The 15,339-nt window shown below is 60.8% G+C and carries 17 protein-coding genes and 1 tRNA gene; 5 read left to right on the top strand and 13 right to left on the bottom strand.

The window, feature by feature from the left end; genetic code table 11:
- Positions 1-38: 38 nt before the first annotated feature.
- Complete coding sequence (gene rpoZ, locus ACS3WA_RS07235) at positions 39-431, bottom strand: DNA-directed RNA polymerase subunit omega (protein ID WP_292620507.1); 393 nt, start codon at positions 429-431, stop codon at positions 39-41.
- Positions 432-771: 340 nt separating this feature from the next.
- Between rpoZ and ACS3WA_RS07230 the strand changes: the two genes are divergently transcribed.
- Both ACS3WA_RS07230 and ACS3WA_RS07225 read left to right on the top strand, forming a co-directional pair.
- Positions 772-1,401 (top strand): LabA-like NYN domain-containing protein, encoded by a 630-nt coding sequence (locus ACS3WA_RS07230; protein ID WP_438277853.1) that lies wholly within the window; start codon positions 772-774, stop codon positions 1,399-1,401.
- Entirely contained in the window at positions 1,379-2,068 is a 690-nt protein-coding gene (locus ACS3WA_RS07225) for a uracil-DNA glycosylase (RefSeq protein WP_438277852.1), read from the top strand. Before ACS3WA_RS07230 ends, ACS3WA_RS07225 begins: the two co-directional genes overlap by 23 nt.
- Before the next feature lie 133 nt (positions 2,069-2,201).
- On the opposite strand, the gene ACS3WA_RS07220 is transcribed toward ACS3WA_RS07225, so the two are convergent.
- The 5 genes from ACS3WA_RS07220 to dapA form a co-directional block, all read right to left on the bottom strand.
- The gene (locus ACS3WA_RS07220) at positions 2,202-2,366 is read right to left on the bottom strand and encodes a hypothetical protein (protein WP_438277851.1); all 165 of its coding nucleotides are present in this window, start codon (positions 2,364-2,366) and stop codon (positions 2,202-2,204) included.
- Positions 2,367-2,571: 205 nt separating this feature from the next.
- The gene (locus ACS3WA_RS07215) at positions 2,572-3,153 is read right to left on the bottom strand and encodes a peroxiredoxin (protein ID WP_438278032.1); all 582 of its coding nucleotides are present in this window, start codon (positions 3,151-3,153) and stop codon (positions 2,572-2,574) included.
- Positions 3,154-3,248: 95 nt separating this feature from the next.
- Positions 3,249-3,722, bottom strand: a complete 474-nt coding sequence (smpB, locus tag ACS3WA_RS07210) for an SsrA-binding protein SmpB (RefSeq protein WP_438277850.1) — start codon at positions 3,720-3,722, stop codon at positions 3,249-3,251.
- A gap of 147 nt (positions 3,723-3,869) precedes the next feature.
- Positions 3,870-4,289 carry a large conductance mechanosensitive channel protein MscL gene (gene mscL, locus ACS3WA_RS07205; protein WP_438277849.1) on the bottom strand — a complete coding sequence of 140 codons (420 nt, stop codon included), beginning with the start codon at positions 4,287-4,289 and terminating at the stop codon, positions 3,870-3,872.
- A gap of 64 nt (positions 4,290-4,353) precedes the next feature.
- Positions 4,354-5,244 (bottom strand): 4-hydroxy-tetrahydrodipicolinate synthase, encoded by an 891-nt coding sequence (gene dapA, locus ACS3WA_RS07200; protein ID WP_438277848.1) that lies wholly within the window; start codon positions 5,242-5,244, stop codon positions 4,354-4,356.
- A 229-nt stretch (positions 5,245-5,473) separates the two neighbouring features.
- Here dapA and ACS3WA_RS07195 point away from each other — a divergent pair, with 229 nt between their 5' ends.
- The gene (locus ACS3WA_RS07195; RefSeq protein ID WP_438277847.1) at positions 5,474-7,729 is read left to right on the top strand and encodes a transglycosylase SLT domain-containing protein; all 2,256 of its coding nucleotides are present in this window, start codon (positions 5,474-5,476) and stop codon (positions 7,727-7,729) included.
- Positions 7,730-7,810: 81 nt separating this feature from the next.
- Here ACS3WA_RS07195 and ACS3WA_RS07190 read toward each other — a convergent pair whose 3' ends face one another.
- The 3 genes from ACS3WA_RS07190 to ACS3WA_RS07180 all read right to left on the bottom strand — a co-directional run bounded on the left by ACS3WA_RS07190 (position 7,811) and on the right by ACS3WA_RS07180 (position 11,744).
- Positions 7,811-8,110 carry a DUF3551 domain-containing protein gene (locus tag ACS3WA_RS07190; RefSeq protein ID WP_438278031.1) on the bottom strand — a complete coding sequence of 100 codons (300 nt, stop codon included), beginning with the start codon at positions 8,108-8,110 and terminating at the stop codon, positions 7,811-7,813.
- Between the two features lie 291 nt (positions 8,111-8,401).
- Positions 8,402-9,916: a porin gene (locus tag ACS3WA_RS07185; protein WP_438277846.1), complete on the bottom strand. Its 1,515-nt coding sequence runs from the start codon at positions 9,914-9,916 to the stop codon at positions 8,402-8,404.
- A gap of 310 nt (positions 9,917-10,226) precedes the next feature.
- Positions 10,227-11,744, bottom strand: a complete 1,518-nt coding sequence (locus ACS3WA_RS07180; RefSeq protein ID WP_438277845.1) for a porin — start codon at positions 11,742-11,744, stop codon at positions 10,227-10,229.
- Between the two features lie 602 nt (positions 11,745-12,346).
- Between ACS3WA_RS07180 and ACS3WA_RS07175 the strand changes: the two genes are divergently transcribed.
- Positions 12,347-12,440 (top strand) — tRNA-Ser (locus tag ACS3WA_RS07175).
- A 105-nt stretch (positions 12,441-12,545) separates the two neighbouring features.
- Here ACS3WA_RS07175 and ACS3WA_RS07170 read toward each other — a convergent pair.
- Entirely contained in the window at positions 12,546-13,001 is a 456-nt protein-coding gene (locus ACS3WA_RS07170) for a VOC family protein (RefSeq protein WP_438277844.1), read from the bottom strand.
- 158 nt (positions 13,002-13,159) lie between these two features.
- On the opposite strand from ACS3WA_RS07170, the gene arr reads away from it, so the two are divergent.
- Positions 13,160-13,582, top strand: a complete 423-nt coding sequence (gene arr / locus ACS3WA_RS07165) for an NAD(+)--rifampin ADP-ribosyltransferase (RefSeq protein WP_438277843.1) — start codon at positions 13,160-13,162, stop codon at positions 13,580-13,582.
- A 369-nt stretch (positions 13,583-13,951) separates the two neighbouring features.
- Here the strand turns inward: arr and ACS3WA_RS07160 are convergent, their stop codons facing one another.
- Genes ACS3WA_RS07160 through ACS3WA_RS07150 form a run of 3 tightly spaced genes read right to left on the bottom strand, consistent with a single transcriptional unit; the run spans position 13,952 to position 15,240 of the window.
- The gene (locus ACS3WA_RS07160) at positions 13,952-14,248 is read right to left on the bottom strand and encodes an I78 family peptidase inhibitor (protein WP_438277842.1); all 297 of its coding nucleotides are present in this window, start codon (positions 14,246-14,248) and stop codon (positions 13,952-13,954) included.
- 28 nt (positions 14,249-14,276) lie between these two features.
- Positions 14,277-14,960: a type 1 glutamine amidotransferase domain-containing protein gene (locus tag ACS3WA_RS07155; protein ID WP_438277841.1), complete on the bottom strand. Its 684-nt coding sequence runs from the start codon at positions 14,958-14,960 to the stop codon at positions 14,277-14,279.
- A 22-nt stretch (positions 14,961-14,982) separates the two neighbouring features.
- Positions 14,983-15,240 carry a hypothetical protein gene (locus tag ACS3WA_RS07150; protein ID WP_438277840.1) on the bottom strand — a complete coding sequence of 86 codons (258 nt, stop codon included), beginning with the start codon at positions 15,238-15,240 and terminating at the stop codon, positions 14,983-14,985.
- Positions 15,241-15,339 lie beyond the last annotated feature (99 nt).

Below are 15,339 nucleotides of genomic sequence, written 5' to 3'. Positions count from 1 at the left end.
GAGTCCGGGCTTGCAATCTTGGCGGGGGCGACGAGCGCTCACTCGTCTTCCTCGGGCTGCTCTTCGGGAGGAGCGAGTCCTTCCAGACCCTTCAGCAACTCCTCCTCGGTCATGCGCTCGACCGCGACCTCGGTGTCATCGGCATCGACGCTCGCTCCGGCCGAGCCGATCAAGGGCACAGTATCGGGCTCCGGCTCGTCGACCTCGACAAACTTCTGCAAGGAATGAACGAGCTCCTCGCGCATGTCTTCGGGCGAGATGGTCTGCTCCGCGATTTCGCGGAGCGAAACCACCGGATTCTTGTCGTTATCGCGGTCAATCGTAAGTTGCGACCCCGACGAAATCATCCGCGCGCGATGCGCGGCCAACAGCACGAGGTCGAACCGGTTGTCGACCTTGTCAATGCAATCTTCCACGGTGACGCGCGCCATCGTCTGTCGCTCCGTTAAGGGGACCGAAACTATGAGATATAACTGCTAGGTATAGTGGGTTTGCAGATTTCGCAACAGGGAATTTAACATTTGGCGTGAAAGCCGGTCTCTGGTAGCCACTATCGAAGCCAGAAGGCAGACGTCCGAAGAAGCGGAATAAGTCCTGATCGGACAAGAAATCGCTTCATTGCTTCCTCATCGTATCCTACGCTGCCTTTGCCTCACATCATTGCGTTATTGTTTGCTTAAGTCTGATCCGCAGGATGCGATTTGCATCATTGGAAAGCGTGGCTGGCCTCGGCCGCACCAATAACGCCAACAACGATCACGAGAACGCTTGATGTCACCCGCTTCCAACAAGATCGCGCTCTTTATCGATGGCGCCAATCTTTACGCAACCGCCAAGACGCTCGGCTTCGACATCGACTACAAGCGCCTGCTGAAGGAATTCCAGTCGAGGGGCACGCTGCTTCGCGCCTTCTATTACACTGCCATCATCGAGGACCAGGAATACTCCTCGATACGGCCGCTGATCGACTGGCTCGACTACAACGGATACACGGTGGTCACGAAAGCCACCAAGGAATTCGTCGACACCAGCGGCCGCCGCAAGGTCAAGGGCAACATGGACATCGAACTTGCGGTCGATGCGATGGAGCTTGCCGAACACGTCGACCAGATAGTGCTGTTCTCGGGTGACGGCGACTTCCGCTCGCTGGTCGAGGCGGTGCAGCGCCGCGGCGTGCGCGTGACCGTCATCTCCACGATCGCAAGCCAGCCGCCGATGATCGCCGACGAACTGCGCCGCCAGGCGGACGTTTTCACCGATCTCGTCGACCTGCAGCCGAAACTCGGGCGCGATCCCTCGGAGCGGCAGGCGGCTCGCGAACCGCGCCACCATGCGCCGCAATTCCTGCAGCGGTCCACCGCCATGGCGCATCGGGGTGATGACGACGATTTCGAGGACTGACGCGCAGCGCGCCGAACCTGCTCCCTCCGGCGCGAACCCCGCAAACGCAGAACCCGGCCGCGATTGCCCGCTTTGTCCGCGGCTGGTCGACTATCGCCTGTCGGTGCGGGCGCGCGAACCGGAGTGGTTCAATGCCCCCGTTCCCTCTTTCGGCAGCCCGGATGCGGCCCTGCTGATCGTCGGCCTGGCGCCGGGCGTGCAAGGCGCCAACCGCACCGGGCGACCCTTCACCGGCGATTACGCCGGCGACCTGCTCTATGCCACGTTGCTGAAATACGGCTTTGCCGCGGGTCACTACCGGGCCCGTTCCGACGACGGCCTCACCTTGCTCGATTGCCGCATCAGCAATGCGGTGCGCTGCGTCCCGCCGCAAAACAAGCCGCTGCCGGCCGAGATCAACACCTGCCGCACGTTCCTTAACGCCACACTGACATCGATGCCCCGGCTACGAGCGGTTGTCGCGCTCGGCCGCATCGCTCACGATTCCGTGGTGAAGGGGTTCGGGCTGCGCGCCAGTGCCGCGCCCTTTGCGCATGGCGCCGTGCATGACGCCGGCGCCGTCAGGCTTTACGACAGCTATCACTGCTCCCGTTACAACACCAACACCCGCGTGCTGACGCCCGAAATGTTCGAGAGTGTGTTCGCGCGGGTGCGCGCCGGCCTCTAATCATTCACCGTTTCAGGAAAACGGTGAATGATTAGAGGATCCTGATCTGACGCGTTTTCTTCACGCGAACCGGTATCCATCCTCGGGTCAAGCCCGAGGACATGCTTCGCTCGAAAACGCTATAGCCGGCAACCTACCGCGGCTCAGTGAAACGGACGCCCATCATCTCGCCGTTCCGCCAGACGCGTTCACACTCCCGCGGCGGCGAATTCGGGACCAGGGCGACGCCGAAACGCTTTGGCACGGTGAGGCCGGCGGAGGCGATCACGAGACGCGCGCCGTCGCTGGAGATGTCCATGACCTCGCACTCCGATCTGCCCTCGACCGAGTCGAGCACAAGCCAGGCCCGTTGATGCCGGCGTCGCATGCGCCGCGTGGCGCGCTTCTGTTTGATCCGCATGCCGTGAGCAAATCACGGTAAAGCTGAAATAACCTTGAATCGATCGATCAAAGTTTAACGGCTGGGGCCAAAACCCACCAAGGCAGGCGATTCTCGTTCGCATCTATCGCGAAACGGGATTCGCTCGCAGCCACGCCAATACCTCGCCCGCATTCCGGTCGGGCGGGAATACCGGATAGAATACGTGATTGATCCTGCCGTCGTCGACGATCAGCGTCAGTCGTCTGATCAGGGTCAGGCCGGCGACGTCCATGGTCGGCAATTCCAGCGCGTGGGTCAGCAAAAGCCTCTCGTCAGACAGCACGGCGAACGGCAGATGCAGTCGCGCGGCCATTTCGCACTGGTAGTCGTGATCCTGAGTCGACAGACCAAACACATGACGTGCGCCGGCCGCCATCAACTCGGCGAACAGATCGCGGAACGCGCAAGCCTGCGGCGTGCAGCCTCGCGCGCCCGGAATCATGTCCCAGTCATCGACCGGACTGACCTTGTCCGGTTCGCCAGTGCGCGGATAAGCAAACACAACCGTTCGACCCTTCAACGCCGAGGGCCTCACCGAAGAATTGTCGGTTGCAATCAGATCGAGAGGCGGAATCGTTCTTCCGGGCAAGTGCCGCGCAGCGCCATCGTCGACCGGCGGCGGAATCTTGCTCCAGTCGACCTCGAATAGGTTCTTCTGATTCATCGCGAGGTTCTCCACGAAGTTCGCGGTCTCGTCGCGAATCACGAAGCCGTCCGAACCCGATCGCTTCGCTGCATCGTTGGCGATGAAGGGTGTTCTCATCCCCTCGCCCGCAGCAACCGGCCTTTCTCGCGGCCCCAATCGCGCTTCTTCTCGCTCTCGCGCTTGTCGTGCAGCTTCTTGCCCTTGGCGACCGCCAGCAGCAGCTTGGCCCGTCCGCGTTCGTTGAAATAGAGCTTGAGCGGGATCAGAGTCATGCCCTCGCGATCGACCGCGCCCATCAGCTTGTTGATCTGCTTCCTGTGCAGCAGCAGCTTGCGCGGTCGCTTCGGCTCGTGATTGAAGCGGTTGGCTTGCAGGTATTCGGGGATGTTGGCATTGATCAGCCAGATCTCGCCGTTTTTCGAGTCGGCGTAGGATTCGGCGATCGTGGTCTTGCCGTGGCGGATCGACTTGACCTCGGTTCCGGTCAGCGCAATGCCGGCCTCGACGGTGTCCTCGATCGCATAGTTGAACCGCGCCTTGCGATTTTCAGCGACGACCTTGATAGCGCGTTCGTTCTTCTCGGCCATATCTGAAAACCTCCGGACGTCGCCTTTTCAAGGAATGGCTGCGACGCCCGATCCTAGAGTCTGTTTCACGTGCGTTGAAGTCAGACTCGTCGCTTATCGCCGCGACAATGAAGAGAACTTTCGATCCATCACACCAGACCCCGCGCCTTATCTTTTCGCTTTCAGTAGATCGCGGATCTCGGTCAGCAATTCTTCCTCGCGGGTCGGCTTTGGCGGCGCCGCGGAGGCTGCTTCGTCCTTTCGCTTCATTTTGTTCATGCCTTTGATGACCATGAACAGCACGAAGGCGACGATCAGGAAGTTCAGCGTCAGGGTCAGGAAGTTGCCCCACGCCAGCACCGCACCCTGTTTCCTGGCATCGGCGAGGGTCGTGGCGTTCACCGCCTTCGACAGCGGCGTGAAGTGGTTCGAGAAGTCGAGGCCGCCCGTGACGGCGCCGATGATCGGCATGATGATGTCGGCGACCATCGAGGAGACGATGGCTCCGAACGCAGCGCCGATGATGACGCCGACAGCGAGATCGACGACATTTCCCTTCATCGCGAATTCGCGAAATTCCTTCAGCATCGCAATTCTCCCCGATATTTCGCGGCAGCGCGCAGCAGCGGCAACCCAAGTGAGAGACCAGGGCTCAATTCAGCAAGCCCGCATGCACCATGGCGTCGCGAATGATCTTTCCGGTCGCCGGCGTCACTGGCATCAGCGGCAGGCGCACGATTTCATCGAGACGGCCGAGCAGCTTGAGACCGTGCTTGGCTCCGGCGACGCCCGGCTCCTTGAAAATGGCGTCGTGCAAAGGCACCAGCCGATCCTGAATCTTGAGCCCGGCGGCATAGTCGCCGCTCAGTACCGCCGACATCAGGCTCGCACACAGCTTCGGCGCCACATTGGCGGATACCGAGATGCAGCCATGTCCGCCCGCCGCCATGAAAGCGAGCGCCGTCATGTCTTCGCCCGACAACTGGATGAAGTCGGGGCCCATCGCACGGCGCTGCAGGGAAACCCGCGCCACGTTGGCGGTGGCGTCCTTGACGCCGGCGATGTTCTTGAGTTCGAACAGCCGCGTCATCGTTTCCACGGAGAGATCGACGACCGAGCGCGACGGAATGTTATAGACGATGATCGGGATGCCGATCGCATCGTTCACCGCCTTGTAGTGATGATACATGCCCTCCTGCGTCGGCTTGTTGTAGTAGGGCGTCACCACCAGCACCGCATCGGCTCCGGCCTTCTCGGCGTGGACAGCCAGGTCGACCGCCTCGCGGGTCGAATTCGAGCCGGCGCCCGCAATCACCGGAACACGGCCTTTCGCCTCGTCGACGCACCATTCCACAACCTTGCGGTGTTCATCGTGGCTCAGCGTCGGGCTCTCACCGGTTGTGCCGACCGGCACGAGCCCGTGGACGCCCTCGCCGATCTGCCAACTCACCAGTCCGCGGAAAGCCGCTTCATCAACGGAGCCGTTCTTGAATGGCGTCACCAGGGCGGTATACGACCCCTGGAATCTCGCCCTGCTTGCCATGATCCGCTCCAAACGCTGCGCGACTTCGCCGCGCCAATTCAATGTTTCCTCAGTCATATCGGGTCTGACGCCGCGACGAAAGGTCCGCGCCTCTAACCAGACAGCCGCGATTTTGCCGCTGTTGGGGCGCATATAAGTCAGCCACCCGAATTTTAGTGTTTTGTCCACATATTCAATGAAATAGTCAGGGGATTTTTAGGGTCTGCGTGATTTGCCGAGAGGGGTTGCCGTGACATTGCCTGCCCGTGCATCAAGGTTGCGAACGGCCGTGCTCGGCGCGAGCCTGTTGGCAGCGGCCGGACTCGTGACCGAGGCCGCAAATGCCGAGAAGGCCCCGAAGACCGAGAAGACCACCAAAACTCCCGCGCCGAAGCCGCGGCCGGCTTCACACCACGCCTCCCCGAAGTCCGTCACCGCCCCGAAGACAGCCGCTGGCCACGCGCATGGCAAGACTTCAACTCCGGACAAGGACAAAGCCACCCGAGCCCCGGCAATTCAACCGGCCACGCGCAAGCACGCCGTGCTCCCGCCGCCGCCGAAACGCGCGCCCGTTCCGAGGGCCGCGATGGCTGCGACATCGTCGACGCCGCGCGCCGATCTCGAGGCGCTTCAGAACATCATCGATCTGACACGCAAGCGCAGAACGTCCGACGCCACGCAGGTCGAGGCCGGCATGACGGACCCGGTGGCGCGCAAGCTCGCCGAATGGATCATCCTGCGCAGCGAAGACAACGGCGCGCCAACCGAGCGCTATCGCGCCTTCATCGAAGCCAATCCAAGCTGGCCATCGCAGACATTCCTGCGCCGGCGCGCGGAAGCTGCGCTGTGGGACGACAGCCGCGACGATCGCACTGTGCTGGCCTGGTTCGAGAACGAACGACCGTTGTCGGCCAAGGGACGGTTCGCGCTGGCGCGCGCCCTACTCACGCGCGGCGACCGCGCCAACGCCGTGCAGTTGGTTCGCGAAGCATGGCGGACCGATTCGATGTCGGAAGCGCTCGAGGAAAAGGCACTCGAGGTATTCGGCGCAATGCTGACGCCGGGCGACCAGAAAGCACGGATGGATTATCTGCTTTACGGCCGCGAAAGCGATGCGGCGCTGCGCGCGGCAAAGCGACTCGGAAGCGCCGAGGTCGCCCTCGCAAGAGCGCGGATCGCCGCCGACCGCAAATCGTCCAGCTTGCGCGCGCTGCTTGAAAACGTTCCGCGCGAGCTGCACGGCGATCCCGGCTATATCTTCGCCCGCATTCAGCTTCTGCGGCGTGAGGAGAAGTTTGGGGAAGCGGCGCGGCTGATGCTGAATGCGCCACGAGATCCCAACCGGCTTTACAACGTCGATGAATGGTGGATCGAGCGCCGGCTGCTTGCGCGCAAGATGATCGACGTCGGCGAGTATCGCACCGCATATCTTATTGCGCGCGATGCGGCGCTTCCTGCGCGGGATATCTACAAGACCGAGCAGGAGTTCACCGCCGGCTGGATCGCGCTGCGTTTCCTGAAGGACCCCAACACCGCCGCCCGACATTTCGCCCGCATCGGCGTCGGCAGCGTCAACCCGACCGCGTTGGCGCGAGCCGGCTACTGGCAGGGCCGCGCCGCCGAGGCGGCAGGCCGCATCCAGGAAGCCCGTCACGCCTACGCGGCGGCGGCCGAGCACTCCACCAGCTACTACGGCCAGCTTGCGCGCGCGAAACTCGGACTGCCGCAGATCGAACTGCGCGGCGTTCCCGGCAGCCGGTCGCGCGGTGTCGAGCGGTTGGAGGTCGTGCGCGCCGTCCAGCTTCTTTATGCGATCGGCAACGGCGAGTTCGCACTCCCGATCTTTGCCGACATGGGCGAGAACGGCGATCCGGACGCCGTGCTCGGACTTGGCGAACTCGCTGCGCGCCAGGGCGACGCCAGGGCAATGCTGCTGGCCGGCAAGGCCGCGCTCAATCGCGGACTGCCGTTCGATTTCTATGCCTATCCCGTCAGTGGGATTCCGTCGTTCAGGCCGATCGGACCGGACATCGAGCGCAGTATCGTCTATGCGATCGCGCGGCAGGAAAGCGCCTTCAATCCGTCGGTGGTGTCGCCGGCCCACGCCTACGGCCTGATGCAGGTGACGCCGGATGCCGGACGATATGTCTGCAAGAAATACGGCGTCGGCTTCGACCTTCAACGCATGAAAAACGAGCCTGCCTATAACGCCGCACTCGGTGCGGCGGAACTCGGCGGCCTGCTCGAAGACTATCGCGGCTCGTACATCCTGACGTTCGCGGCTTACAACGCCGGACGCGGCAGCGTCAAAAAATGGATCGCGCGCTACGGCGATCCCCGTGATCCCGGCGTCGATGCGGTGGACTGGGTCGAACTGATCCCGTTCTCGGAGACGCGCAACTACGTGCAGCGCATCATGGAGAATCTGCAGGTCTATCGCGCTCGCTTCGGCGGAGGCTCGAAGTTGCAGATCGAGGCGGACCTGCACCGCGGTTCAATCGAATAGATGCAGGGTCTTTCCGCGCGGCTATTTTAACTCGCATTCGCGGCGCGAGATGAGCCTTCGTGCACCGTCACCGCGTCCGAACTATCGCCGAAAATTACGTCGCATGTCGGGATATGCGGCGGGGCCATCGTCCGGGAAACGATAGAACGGATTCACGTCGCAATAGGCGCGGCGGCCAGACGCTGTCGCCAAGCATTGCTGGTAGGTGTCGAAACTGCAATCGCCGGTGCCACTCTCGTAATACTCGCCCTTGATGCAATATGGATATTCCCGAGCCTGCGCGACTGAGGGAGCAAGGGTAAGGAATGAGACCGCAACGCCGGCGCATACGGCTGCAAGCGAAAACCTGTCAGTCGCTACCTTATGTTTAGCCGTGCGCATTTCACTGTTACCCATTGATATCTCGCTTTGTCTGCTGGACTTATATTGCGAAAGCATTCAATCGGCCAGCGTCGCCTTCGCGATCACCGCAATTTGCTGGAAGATATCCCGCTGTGTTTGCCGGGCAGTACCGTCACATGGCTCGTCACGGGGAACACAGGGATATCTGAAGAAACGACGCGGGCTGATCGTATAACGGATCGCGCGACTGATTCCCCCCTCGCCGGAAAAACAAAACCCCCGGCAGTTTCCTCCCGAGGGTTCGTTCAGTGTCGTGGTCAACGACCGATATTACCAGGTGCGCTGCGCGCGGAACATGACGGTCCAAGTGTCCTGGTCCTTCAAGGCGTAGACACCCGCCGGCTTGCCGACGGCCGGGTTGGCTGGAAGGATAGCCATGCCGGCATACTTCTGATCCAGCATGGTATAAACCCCTTCCGTCGTGAACGTCAGGTTCTTGACCGGAGTCCAGCGCAGGTTCGCACCGATCTGCCCGATGTTGTAATCCGGGTTGCAGGTGGTGACACCTGCACCGAGGGCAATAGGGATCGTCACATTGCACATAATGTTCTTGGCAGCACCAGTGTACCTGACCGATGCGTAAGCGCCGAAAACGGAAGTGGCCCAGTACGGGTTCCAGTTGTGGTTGAAGGCACCGCGCATACCCCAGGTCGAGACCAACTCAAGCTGACCGCCAGGGCCAAATACCGCATCCGGCGCAAAGCCGTATCCAATGCCGGTTATGCCGGTATAGATCGTGTTGACACCCGCCGCAGCGGCCAGATCCTGGATGTTGTAACGGGTCGCTCCGTCGGTATAGACACCCTGAAAGTCGATCGTGTCGCCCGGACCGGTCGGAAGGTTCTTAATTGACAGAGCGAGCTGACCGGCCCAACCCCACTTGTCTCGCGGACCGCCACTTGCTTGATCGGTATAGTAGGCGGGATTGTTGTTGTGGGCCGCAACCGACGCCTGGAACGAGCCCCAGGCCTGATCGACGCGAAGTTGACCGACGACGTCAGGAGCGGTGGTCCCACCATAATCATTCGCACCGTAGCCAAGGTTGGCTGTGCCGAAGGCGGCGTTTGGCGCTACGCCAAGGTTCAGAATGCCAGCCTGGTAGTACTGGACCGGATCCTGCACGCCGATCGAACCTGACACCCCGTTGCCGAACTCGGCCGTATAGGTGAACTGGTTCACGCCGATGATACCGCCGCCGCCGCCGACGAGACCGTCGAAGATGTTGTTGCCCAGATAGTTTCCCCACGGAGTGCTGAACTGGGAAGCAGCTCTACCTACCGTGAAACCGGCGAACTGGATGAAGGCGTAGTACACGCCAAGCTGGCCGCCGGAGACGGCACCGTTGCCGCTCGCTCCAGGCGGAGCCGAATTGTAGACAGTCGCACCAGTACCGTCACCGGCATAACCGCCCGAGGTCCAGGTGAAGACCGTGTCCATGTAGGTACGGACCACGCCGTATTCGGTAGCGGTACGGGTATCGACGTTCAGGTCTGCGCGGGACCGCCAGGTGAAGGCGTTGCCGAAACGATTTCGCGCGGCCGGGGCGCCCAGGGTATTACCCGCAAACATCAAGTTGGTGTTGATGCCCATGTCGGCACGTACATAACCGCCGAGCTTGATGCAGGTGTCAGTGCCAGGAATGTAGTAGAAGCCCGCGCCGTACAGGGAGCATATCTTCACGTATTCGACGGCCTTGGCCTTCAACGGAAGATCAGCGGCCTGCGTCCCGCTTATGATGACGAGACCTGCCGCCGAGCCAAGAAAAAGGCTCTTCATGATTTTCATTTGAAACTTCTATGTTGCCCAGTAGTGAAGCTTGCGCACCGCTGTTCGCAAGCTCCCAAGAGAATCACGGAAGATGATTGACAGAGTACTATTGCGGCCAAGCAAGCCTCAAGAGGTTGTGATGCCTCCAGGCCGCGCAAGCTTAAGGACAGCACGACTGCCCCGCCAGTGCGGGCCCATCATGGCATCAAGCTTCGATCGTCGCTCAGCGGCATTGCGTCACAACCTTCGCCTTGCCGATAAACAAAACCCCCGGCAGTTTCCTGCCGGGGGTTCGTTCAGGATGTCTTCAGCAACCTGTAACCTGTAATTACCAGGTGCGCTGAGCGCGGAACATGACGGTCCAGATGTCCTGGTCCTTCAGGGCGTAGACACCTCCCGGCTTGCCGATGGCCGGGTTGGCGACAAGGTTAGCCGTGCCGGCGTACTTCTGATCCAGCATGGTATAAACCCCTTCCGTCGTGAACGTCAGGTTCTTGACCGGTGTCCAGCGCAGGTTCGCACCGATCTGCCCGATGTTGTAATCGGGGTTGCAAGTGGTGACATTTGGACCAAGGGCAACAGGGATCGTCACGTTGCACATCACGTTCTTGGCAGCGCCGGTGTACCTAACCGATGCGTAAGCGCCGAAAACCGACGTGGCCCAGTACGGGTTCCAGTTGTGGTTGAAGGCACCGCGCATACCCCAGGTCGAAACGAGCTGAAGCGAGCCGCCCGGGCCATACACCGCATCTGGCGCAAAGCCATATCCAACGCCGGTTACGCCGGTATAGATCGTGTTGGCACCCGCCGCAGGGCCCAGGTCCTGAATGTTGTAACGGGTCGCACCGTTGGTGTAGACGCCCTGGATGTTGATCGTGTCACCCGGTCCGGTCGGGATGTTCTTGATCTGCAAGGCGAGCTGACCGGCCCAACCCCACTTGTCTCCGGGACCACCGGTCGTTTGATCGGTGCCGTAGTAAGCGGGATTGTTGTTGTGGGCCGCAACCGACGCCTGGAACAAGCCCCAGGCCTGATCGACGCGGAGTTGGCCGACGACGTCCGGAACGGTCGTTCCGCCGTAGGCGTTGACACCGTAACCGAAGTTGTTTGCCGCCGCCACGGGAGCAATCGCGTTCGGGCCGAGGTTGTTGATACCAGCCTGATAATAGGCGCTCGGATCCTGCACGCCGACCGATGCCGACACGCCATTGCCGAATTCCGCCGTATAGGTGAACTGGTTCACGCCGGTGAGCGCGCCGCCGCCGCCGACGAGACCGTCGTAGATGTTGCCGGGGTAGCTGCCCCATGGCGTGCTGAACTGCGAAGCAGCTTTACCCATCGTGAAGCCGGCGAACTGGATGAAGGCGTAGTACACGCCGATCTGGCCGCCGGAGACAGCGCCGTTGCCGCTCGCTCCAGCCGGAGCAGCGTCATACGTGGACAAGCCGGTGGACGAACCGGCATAACCGCCCGAGGTCCAGGTGAAGACCGTATCCATGTAGGTGCGGACCACACCGTATTCGGTGGCGGTACGGGTATCGATGTTCAGGTCCGCGCGGGACCGCCAGGTAAAGGCATTGCTGAAACGGTTTTGTGCGCCGGCGGCGCCTGAAGTGTTGCCGCCGAAGATCGAGTTGGTATTGACGCCCATATCCGCGCGGATATAACCGCCGAGCTTGATGCAGGTATCAGTGCCGGGGATGTAGTAGAAGCCCGCGCCGTACAGGGAGCAGATCTTCACGTATTCGACCGCCTTGGCCTTCAACGGAAGATCGGCAGCCTGTGCCCCGCTCATGGCGATCAGACCCGCCGCCGAGCTGAGGAAAAGGCTCTTCATCAATTTCATTTCAACCTCCAAGTTGCTCTTTAGGGCAGGTTCCGGATCCGTTAAGCGCGCATCGCTCGAAGAAACGTTCCCTCAGTCCCTGACTAACCGCCCAGCCGTTCGCGCTTGTTCGGACACTCCCGCCTACGCGAGGGACTCAAGCGAACTACCCAAAAACAGCGAACCACCAAAAACGGAACGACCTCGGGATGCCCCCCTCCGTCGTGTGACCACAATTACCGAACCGATGTGCACACGCAATGAAGGAACGTCTCAGAATAGAACGCGTCTAACCGTTTTTGGCGGTGTGTTGCACAAACACCACGCCTTCCCGTTGCAAACGGGCGGACAAGTCATTGCTTTGTCACATCTTTTTCAAAGGCTCCGTTCGAGGGGTCGCGACCAGGCGCCGCCGCTTCGCGAACCTCCTGGCCGTCGGGCACCCCGATCGCGACGAATCATCGAGAGCGTCGCACGTCCTGATTCGGCAGGCGTTTTGCGTCGTACGAACTCCCCGAGCAGCGCGCCCATCGTTGAAAGTCTCGGATGATGGCGTGCTAAGGACACATCTCACGATCCGGCGCTTGCGGCTGGCGAGCGTGTCGGGCATATCGAGCATTGACGGAGCTGTGGCCGAGTGGCTGAAGGCGGCGGTTTGCTAAACCGTTATAGGGTTGTAAAGCCCTATCGAGGGTTCGAATCCCTCCGGCTCCGCCAACCCCAACGATTGTCCTCTATGGCGCGATATTGCCGCCGATCAACGCATTCGCACCAAACGGCGTTGAAAACCGCCGAGCGCGCGATGTTGTTTGGGTAACGGTCTCAGTTGTCGACAACATTCACGAGATTTCCTGCAGGGTCGCGGAAAAAGAAACGGCGAAGTCCCCAGCTCTCCTTGACCGGGCCGTAAACTATTTCCGCACCGGCGGCGCGAACGGCGGTCTCGGTGGCCTCAAGATCGTCCACGCCGATGGAAATGACAGGCAACTCTGTGCCAGAGCCTCCTTCAGAGGCGGTGTGCAATTCGATTTTCTGAGTTGTGTCACTGCTCAAAAAGACGATCCATCCCATATCGAAAGGAAGGTCGAGATCGAAAACCTCCTGATAAAATTTCGCCAGTGCCATCGGGTCCGGCGCAGCGAGATTAGCAACGATCCTGGTGACGGCCATCCTGGAACAACTCCCCGTCATGACATCGGCGCTCAGGCGCAATCCGCTTGTACCCTTTAAGACAAGACCAACGGCATCTACGCCACCTTCATAACCCGGAGGGGCCATTCCGTTCCCCCCTTTGTCAGTAACCTCTGCATCAATTTTGGAGGACTATAGCGTATCTGTCTTGAAGATCAGCGACGGCAGCAATCGACCTCATCGCGGACGGTGGCATCGCTTAGTTCACGACTATAAGCAGACTCACAAGCTAAGGACGATGACCAATGACCGAAGTGCTGGATGAGGGACCGTTCTTTCACGGCACAATCGCAGATTTGCGCGTGGGTGATTCCCTCACCGCAGGATACCGGTCGAACTATCGTCCTGAGGTGGTGATGAACCACATCTACTTCACTGCCATTGTGGACGGTGCCGGGCTTGCCGCTGAAATCGCGGCGGAACTCACCGACCGCGGCGCAGTCCCGCGTATTTATGTCGTAGAGCCGACCGGGACATTCGAGAACGACCCGAACGTGACCGACAAGAAATTTCCCGGCAACCCCACTCGGTCGTATCGCAGCAGCGCACCGCTCAAGGTCATTGGCGAAATCACGCATTGGACCAGATTGACGCCTGAAGCACTACAGGTGTGGAGAGAACGACTGACCGCGCTGCGCTCAGACGAACGAGGCGAAATTATCAACTGATGCGAGGCGACACGCATCTTGTGCTCATCACGCGATCGAGTCGCTAAAGGAAGCCAACAAGCCACCCCATTCTGGCCATTCGCTCGTTCCTCAATTTTGGGCGGCTATAGCGTAAACGCAGTTCTCCGCTCCATCGCTCTCCGCTCGCCAATCAATGTTCATGCGGGTTCTTGCATTTTCTTTCCAAGGAGGCGACCCGCGGCTGGCGCGGTTTGCCGCAAATAAAAGCGGTTTCCGTCGACACAAACCCCGCACAGTGCATTTTCGGTTCGTTCGCGATAGGTCCGGGCCAACGTCACCGCGCGTGATCCAGAAGCCGCTGGCCGCCGGCGACCGGCAGGCACATCCTGCTGAACGGATGGATTTCGCCTAGCCGCAAAACGCGCGAACGATCTTGCCCGTTTTGGGGTCTGTTTCGATCGTCACCCGCTCGCGACGATAGTCCATGGTCACGCCCTGGCCGGGTGAGATCTGGCGCACGATGGTTGCGCCAGTCATTTTCTTGGCTTGCCTGTCGGTCAACCGAGCCATACCCGTCAACGCCTTGGCAGCGTCAGGCCGGCATATGCCTCGACTGGCGCTGCCCGCTCCACCCGCGCCAGCCTGCCATGCGACGGTCGAGACAGCGAGCACGAGTGTCGCCGTAGAAATCAGTTTCGTTTTCATGACCCATCGTTCCTTTTGTCTGTTGTCCCTACAGCATGGCCACGATTTTCCTGGCCGTGGCTTTGGCCGAGAACGGATTCTGCCCGGTCACGAGACGTCCATCCGCTATGGCATACGGCAGGAACGGCAGAAGCGCCTTTTCGTATCGCGCGCCGCGTCGTTTCATTTCGGCTTCGGCGTTGTAGGGCACCCTGCCGGCGACGCCTGCCAGAATCTCTTCCGACCACGCAAAGCCCGTGACGCGCTTGCCGGCCACCAGCATCGCTCCGTCGCTGAGAGCGACGTTGAGAAGGCCGCAATAGCCATGGCAGACCGATGACACGATGCCGCCCCGCTCCCAGATTCCGCGTGCCAGTTGCTGCAATCCGGCATTGTCCGGGAAATCCCACATCACCGCATGGCCGCCGGTGAAATAGATCACGTCGAACTGGTTCGCGTCGATTTCGTCCGGCCGCGCCGTCTCCGACAGAAGCGTCATGCGCGCAGGGCTGTTCAGCCACGCCATCGCCGACGCATCAAGCAGCGGCCATTTGAGCGCGCGCGGTTCGAGCGGCGACTTCCCTCCCCTGGGGCTGACAATGCGTTGCTCGTATCCCTCGTCCGCGAAAATATCGTAGGCGTGCGTCAGTTCAGACAACCACAGACCTGTCGGCTCACCCGGATCGGCATAATGGGACACGTTCGTGACCACATGGAGAATGCGTCTGGTCAAGTGAAGGTTCTCCTTTCGGCAGTCACGACAGGCGTTCCGACCGCCACAGGCCGTCCTTGTCTCGGGCGAGCCGCCAGATCCGCGCTGTCACGAGCGTGCCCTTTGCGGTGCGATAGTCGGGGACGGAAAGGCGGACGCCATCGCCATTGGCTTGCCATTCCGCGATGACGGTGACGCCATCGCCAAACTCGACCAGGCATTCCGGCCCTGCCTTGCCGTCGTCATCGACAGTGAGGCGACCTCTCCGGAAGGCATGACTGTGAGGGAACACAAAACGCATTTGTCGGCACCGCTTCTCTTATTGTTTCGACAATCGCGCCATCGCCTTGGTTACGTAGGTCCGGCTGCAGATTATGTAAGGTATTCCCACTTTCCGATC

It is taken from the genome of Nitrobacter sp. (assembly GCF_051535235.1).
Lineage (GTDB): Bacteria > Pseudomonadota > Alphaproteobacteria > Rhizobiales > Xanthobacteraceae > Nitrobacter.
The sequence above is the reverse complement of the archived record's forward strand: the minus strand, read 5'-3'. Positions and strand labels throughout refer to the sequence as shown.